General features: G+C 43.4%; 3 protein-coding genes and 19 tRNA genes. 3 read left to right on the top strand and 19 right to left on the bottom strand.

Annotated features, from left to right (window positions below; all coding sequences use genetic code 11):
- Positions 1-457 precede the first annotated feature (457 nt).
- The 19 genes from JOD01_RS19520 to JOD01_RS19430 all read right to left on the bottom strand — a co-directional run bounded on the left by JOD01_RS19520 (position 458) and on the right by JOD01_RS19430 (position 2,188).
- Positions 458-542, bottom strand: a tRNA-Leu gene (locus JOD01_RS19520).
- A 43-nt stretch (positions 543-585) separates the two neighbouring features.
- Positions 586-668: transfer RNA gene (locus JOD01_RS19515), tRNA-Leu, on the bottom strand.
- A gap of 17 nt (positions 669-685) precedes the next feature.
- Positions 686-762: transfer RNA gene (locus JOD01_RS19510), tRNA-Pro, on the bottom strand.
- Positions 763-772: 10 nt separating this feature from the next.
- Positions 773-849 (bottom strand) — tRNA-Arg (locus JOD01_RS19505).
- 4 nt (positions 850-853) lie between these two features.
- A tRNA-Gly gene (locus JOD01_RS19500) sits at positions 854-929 on the bottom strand.
- A gap of 5 nt (positions 930-934) precedes the next feature.
- A tRNA-Lys gene (locus JOD01_RS19495) sits at positions 935-1,010 on the bottom strand.
- 14 nt (positions 1,011-1,024) lie between these two features.
- Positions 1,025-1,099, bottom strand: a tRNA-Gln gene (locus JOD01_RS19490).
- A 13-nt stretch (positions 1,100-1,112) separates the two neighbouring features.
- Positions 1,113-1,197: transfer RNA gene (locus tag JOD01_RS19485), tRNA-Tyr, on the bottom strand.
- 8 nt (positions 1,198-1,205) lie between these two features.
- Positions 1,206-1,281: transfer RNA gene (locus JOD01_RS19480), tRNA-Thr, on the bottom strand.
- A gap of 16 nt (positions 1,282-1,297) precedes the next feature.
- Positions 1,298-1,370, bottom strand: a tRNA-Phe gene (locus JOD01_RS19475).
- A gap of 31 nt (positions 1,371-1,401) precedes the next feature.
- Positions 1,402-1,478 (bottom strand) — tRNA-Asp (locus JOD01_RS19470).
- A gap of 14 nt (positions 1,479-1,492) precedes the next feature.
- A tRNA-Met gene (locus tag JOD01_RS19465) sits at positions 1,493-1,569 on the bottom strand.
- Between the two features lie 6 nt (positions 1,570-1,575).
- Positions 1,576-1,651 (bottom strand) — tRNA-Val (locus tag JOD01_RS19460).
- 3 nt (positions 1,652-1,654) lie between these two features.
- Positions 1,655-1,731 (bottom strand) — tRNA-Glu (locus tag JOD01_RS19455).
- A 21-nt stretch (positions 1,732-1,752) separates the two neighbouring features.
- Positions 1,753-1,845, bottom strand: a tRNA-Ser gene (locus tag JOD01_RS19450).
- 1 nt (position 1,846) lies between these two features.
- A tRNA-Thr gene (locus JOD01_RS19445) sits at positions 1,847-1,922 on the bottom strand.
- A gap of 1 nt (position 1,923) precedes the next feature.
- Positions 1,924-1,998: transfer RNA gene (locus JOD01_RS19440), tRNA-Asn, on the bottom strand.
- A gap of 29 nt (positions 1,999-2,027) precedes the next feature.
- A tRNA-Ala gene (locus JOD01_RS19435) sits at positions 2,028-2,103 on the bottom strand.
- A gap of 8 nt (positions 2,104-2,111) precedes the next feature.
- Positions 2,112-2,188 (bottom strand) — tRNA-Ile (locus JOD01_RS19430).
- A gap of 260 nt (positions 2,189-2,448) precedes the next feature.
- On the opposite strand from JOD01_RS19430, the gene JOD01_RS19425 reads away from it, so the two are divergent.
- The 3 genes from JOD01_RS19425 to JOD01_RS19415 all read left to right on the top strand — a co-directional run bounded on the left by JOD01_RS19425 (position 2,449) and on the right by JOD01_RS19415 (position 4,971).
- Positions 2,449-2,721: a hypothetical protein gene (locus JOD01_RS19425; protein ID WP_204520132.1), complete on the top strand. Its 273-nt coding sequence runs from the start codon at positions 2,449-2,451 to the stop codon at positions 2,719-2,721.
- A 199-nt stretch (positions 2,722-2,920) separates the two neighbouring features.
- On the top strand, positions 2,921-3,880 hold the full coding sequence (locus tag JOD01_RS19420; protein WP_204520131.1) for a hypothetical protein: 960 nt from the start codon (positions 2,921-2,923) through the stop codon (positions 3,878-3,880).
- Between the two features lie 209 nt (positions 3,881-4,089).
- Entirely contained in the window at positions 4,090-4,971 is an 882-nt protein-coding gene (locus JOD01_RS19415; RefSeq protein WP_204520130.1) for a tyrosine-type recombinase/integrase, read from the top strand.
- The last annotated feature ends 166 nt before the right edge of the window (positions 4,972-5,137 follow it).

Here is a 5,137-nt window from a genome sequence, read left to right as displayed (position 1 = left end):
AAGTTAAGTGTTGATCTTTGGTTCAAAAAGAAATTGCTTGGCTTGTGATTTGATCACTTCAAACGTTTCGCTGTTCAGTTTTCAAAGAACATCTTGCGCTTCAAAAGCGCGGAAGGTTAGTATATCACGTTTAAGTCGTTTATATCAACCGGAAATGATTGACATATTAACCTTAACCGTTTTACTATCCAACGTTTCAAAAGCGCGGATTAATAGAATACCATGTTTCAAACTAAAAATTCAATCGTAAATGATTGGTAATTCAGTTCGGCTATCTAAAAATCTCAAATCAACTTTTTTCAAACGCAGAAATTTAGTATATCATACTTACCGCAATTCAATCAATATGAACTTTTTGGAAATTAGTCAATTCCTAATTCAAAATGTCCTTCTTTTGAAAGGCGGAGTAATAATGTAACACGTTTTATCCGCTTGATGCAAATGCAATTATTGGTAATGGTGCGGTCGGCGAGACTCGAACTCGCACGGGTCGCCCCGCCACCCCCTCAAGATGGTGTGTCTGCCAATTCCACCACGACCGCTAAATTTACTACCCCAATAGGTAAAAGCGTGTCACAAAACTAATGGTGCCGGTAGAGGGACTTGAACCCCCACGGTTTCCCTCACGATTTTGAGTCGCGCGCGTCTGCCAATTCCGCCATACCGGCATTATTCAGTTCAAAAATGGTCGGGAAGACAGGATTCGAACCTGCGACCCCTTGGTCCCAAGCCAAGTACTCTACCAAGCTGAGCTACTTCCCGGAAAAATGAATGGCGTGCCCTGAGAGATTCGAACTCCCGACCTTTTGATTCGTAGTCAAACGCTCTATCCAGCTGAGCTAAGGGCACAAAATGGAGCGGACGACGGGTCTCGAACCCGCGACCTTCGCCTTGGCAAGGCGACGCTCTACCAATTGAGCTACGTCCGCTTAAATGGTGAGCCATGAAGGACTCGAACCTTCGACCCTCTGATTAAAAGTCAGATGCTCTACCAACTGAGCTAATGGCTCATTTCATCATGAAATGGCTGGGGTACTAGGATTCGAACCTAGGAATGACGGAGTCAAAGTCCGTTGCCTTACCACTTGGCTATACCCCAATAGGTCCTATTGTGGTGGGGAGAGACGGATTCGAACCGCCGAACCCATAGGGAGCAGATTTACAGTCTGCCGCGTTTAGCCTCTTCGCTATCTCCCCAATAAAAATGGTGCCGGCGATAGGACTTGAACCCACAACCCCCTGATTACAAGTCAGGTGCTCTACCAATTGAGCTACACCGGCATTTTTCTATGAAAAGTGGCTCGGGACGGAATCGAACCGCCGACACGAGGATTTTCAGTCCTCTGCTCTACCGACTGAGCTACCGAGCCATATGAAAATCCCTTTTTTTCTTTCTATGTATGGCGGAGCTGACGGGACTCGAACCCGCGACCTCCGGTGTGACAGACCGGCGTGAACTCCAGCTTCACCACAGCTCCATAAATCAAATATTTGGTTGCGGGAGCAGGATTTGAACCTGCGACCTTCGGGTTATGAGCCCGACGAGCTACCGGGCTGCTCCATCCCGCGATGATATGGTGGAGGCTGACGGGATCGAACCGCCGACCCTCTGCTTGTAAGGCAGATGCTCTCCCAGCTGAGCTAAGCCTCCATATGGTGACCCGTAGGGGATTCGAACCCCTGTATGACAGCGTGAAAGGCTGCTGTGTTAAACCGCTTCACCAACGGGCCATATGTAATTACCACCTTTAATGGCGGATGGAGTGGGATTTGAACCCACGAGACGAGTTATCCCCGCCTACACGATTTCCAATCGTGCTCCTTCGGCCTCTCGGACATCCATCCATGGTGCTCCCGACAGGAATCGAACCTGCGACCTCTTCCTTACCATGGAAACGCTCTACCGACTGAGCTACAGGAGCGTGGCTCCTCAGGACGGACTCGAACCGCCAACCTACCGGTTAACAGCCGGTTGCTCCACCATTGAGCTACTGAGGAACGAGCAGTTTTTCAAAATATAAAGTTCATGGTGGAGCTGAACGGGATCGAACCGATGACCTCCTGCTTGCAAGGCAGGCGCTCTCCCAACTGAGCTACAGCCCCAAAACCTATGGTGGGCCTAGGCTGACTCGAACAGCCGACCTCACGCTTATCAGGCGTGCGCTCTAACCAACTGAGCTATAGGCCCTCTTTAATCAGTCACAGAATCAATATATTAACAGGGTAAAAAAACAAAATCAATGGAAATTATTTACTGCGACTCTCTCAACGAAAAAAAAAAAATTTACGATTCTTAGAGGAAAAAGGTACCATGTGCAAGAATTTGTATGTATAGGTAAACGTCTTTTGGGTAAATGAGAGTGAATTTTTTTCAAATCCTTTAAGATTTCTTCTGCTATCCAGATGCATTAATGAACCATACAACACTTTATTAAGGAGTTGATTTCATTGTCTGAAACGAAGAATGTAGTTAGAGCCAAGCTAAGAAGAACCTCTCAAGTAATCGCCCTGCCAGATCCACCCATTGGTATTTACGAGAATCTGACACCTCCTGCCAAAAGAAGGAAATTCGAGGACACACATTCACGTCAGACTTTCTATGTTCAAAATGATTTGATCAAAAAAATCAACAAACTGGCAAAAAAGGAAAAGGGAGTCAAAACCAGGATTGTTAACGAGGCATTACGCTTGTACATCGATCATCTTTTAAAGTCAAACTGAAGCGCTACGACTACGACATTATAGAGAACCGCCTGCAAGACCTAGAGAATGAAAAAAAGCCACCCTCGCTTGGCGGCTTCTCAAAATGTCGCGAAAAGAAGAGCTTCAAATATCAAAAATTTGCAGGACTCTGTCTTTTCAAATTACGTAAATCGTAACATGAGAGGCAGCTCTCCTGCAAGAGAAAGGAAGAGCGAATATGGATTTAAGAGAGTTTTTGTTGTGGGAACAAGCCACAAGAGATTGTATTGATGTCAAAAAAATTTATGTGGATATGGCTGATGATTTGATTGCAGGGATTCTGCTCAGTCAAATCGTTTATTGGTTCCTTCCGGATAAAGAAGGGAGAACTAAGTTGCGCGTCAAGAAAGATGGGGTTCTTTGGTTAGCCAAAAGCCGTGAGGACTGGTGGGACGAATGTCGTATCAAACCACGACAATTTGATACAGCATTTAAAAAGCTGGAAGAGCAAGGTCTTGTTGAAAAGAAAACATTCAAATTCAACGGGGATCCAACCATTCACATTCGCATTCTATGGGACAAGTTTTTGCCTCGTCTTCAAGATTTGCTTTATCAATTGGAAAATACTGTAAGTGAGTCTGCAGACCAGGAAGAAACCGCTGAAACCCTTGATACTACTGGTTTTTACGAATCTGTAAAAACGGGCTTTCAGCCTGAAACCCTTGATACTACTGGTTTTTACGAATCTGTAAAAACGGGATCACAATTTGGTGAAATCGTTATGTTAAAATCCGTTAAAACCATAACAGAGAATAGCAACAAAGAATTATTAAAAGAGAGAGAGAGAGAGGAGGCAGCTAACGCTGCGCTCAATTCTTCCCCTGATCAATATGATGAGCTACTAGAAAGAAACTATGAACTGCTAAAAGAAATGACCAAACGTGTCTTTGGAATGCCTCGAGCTGAACAAGTGGATGTAGAAAGTATCTGGAATCATTGGCACAATCGATTCCCGCAATATGATTTGACGCACTTGTATGCTGTCATGAGAGCTACTCAGCAAACAGCGCGTATTCGGGATGATTTGACCGGGATCATTGTTAAACGGTTACCAAATGCAAAAACGGCGCTTATTCCAGTGAAGCAACAAGCAATAGAGTATGTAGCAAGACTCCAGAGAGAAATAAAACGCGCGTAGAGCGATTCTAAGGGCCAAATTTCGGCCGTTTTTGGATTGTCCATACTCTTTTATAGGGTCTAGCAAAAAAGGGGGAAAATAAGGCGATTTAAAGGGGGAAAATAAAAAAATAGAATTATGTAAACTTCAAAAAATTTTTCGGACTATACATAGGGGAAATCCAAGGGTAATACAACATAAAAAGAGTTATGTTGCATTGAGGTGAACTAATGAACCAGGAATTTAATTCGACCCGGAACGTTTCCGTAATAGGAATTCGAACCTCTGATACCGATGGAGACGTGATAAAAAAGTGGCTCCATAACAAAAGTAAACATACCAAAGAAGCTTACTATACAGATGTGAAGCAATTTTTAAACTTCTTTGATGATAAGCGATTAAGTCAGGTTACCGTAGATGACTTACAAGCGTTTGAAGAATCACTAAGTAATCTTAGCCCGGCAAGTAGGTATCGGAAATTGGCAGCCATCAAGTCATTGTTATCATTTGGCCAGAAAATCGGATACTTACCGGTTAATGTTGGAGCAGCAATGCGGTTACGGAAACCAAAGGATACGCTGGATGATCGGATTTTATCGGAAGTCGATGTTCTTAGGATGATCGCTTTTGAACCCAATCAACGGAATCGTGTTCTGTTGGCTCTTTTTTATGTATCAGGGATACGGGTCTCAGAATTATGTAATCTTACTTGGAGAGACGTACAACCAAATGGGAATGCCGGGCAAATAATCATACGAGGAAAAAAAGGGGAAAGTCGTGCTATTCCTCTGCCATCGATCGTTTGGACAGAACTTGCTTCCATACAGAAAAGTAGTGAATTGAAGGACCCAGTATTTCGTAGTAGGAAAAGTGGAAAGAAGTTAAATCGTTCTCAAGTATTTAGAATTGTACGTGTAGCTGCGAAAAGGGCCGGTATCAGTAAAAATGTTTCATGTTATTGGTTACGTCATGCTCATGCTTTCCATGCATTAGATCGAGGAGCTTCAATTCATCTTGTTCAAAAAACTCTTGGGCATTCAAGTATTCAAGCTACAGGTAGGTATTTACGAAATATATCTGATGATAGTTCTTCTCTTTATCTAAAGATTTAAATTAAGCATGAAATAAAAAAGAAGCCATCCCTAAAGGATGACTTCCTTCTTTGTTCTTTGAAAACTGGATACGCAATTTGCTAAAGGAAATGTGGATAAGCCCTCGACCGATTAGTATTCGTCAGCTCCACGCGTTACCGCGCTTCCACACCGAACCTATCAACCT

The sequence above is a fragment of the Brevibacillus fulvus genome (assembly GCF_016908525.1).
Lineage (GTDB): Bacteria > Bacillota > Bacilli > Brevibacillales > Brevibacillaceae > Brevibacillus_G > Brevibacillus_G fulvus.
Note: the sequence above shows the minus strand (reverse complement) of the source record. Positions and strands in the feature narration are given on the sequence as shown.

Bases quoted from the DNA above. Each gene is read 5' to 3' on its own strand.
- JOD01_RS19420 (WP_204520131.1), top strand. From the start codon at position 2,921: ATGGATTTAAGAGAGTTTTTGTTGTGGGAACAAGCCACAAGAGATTGT.
- JOD01_RS19415 (WP_204520130.1), top strand. From the start codon at position 4,090: ATGAACCAGGAATTTAATTCGACCCGGAACGTTTCCGTAATAGGAATT.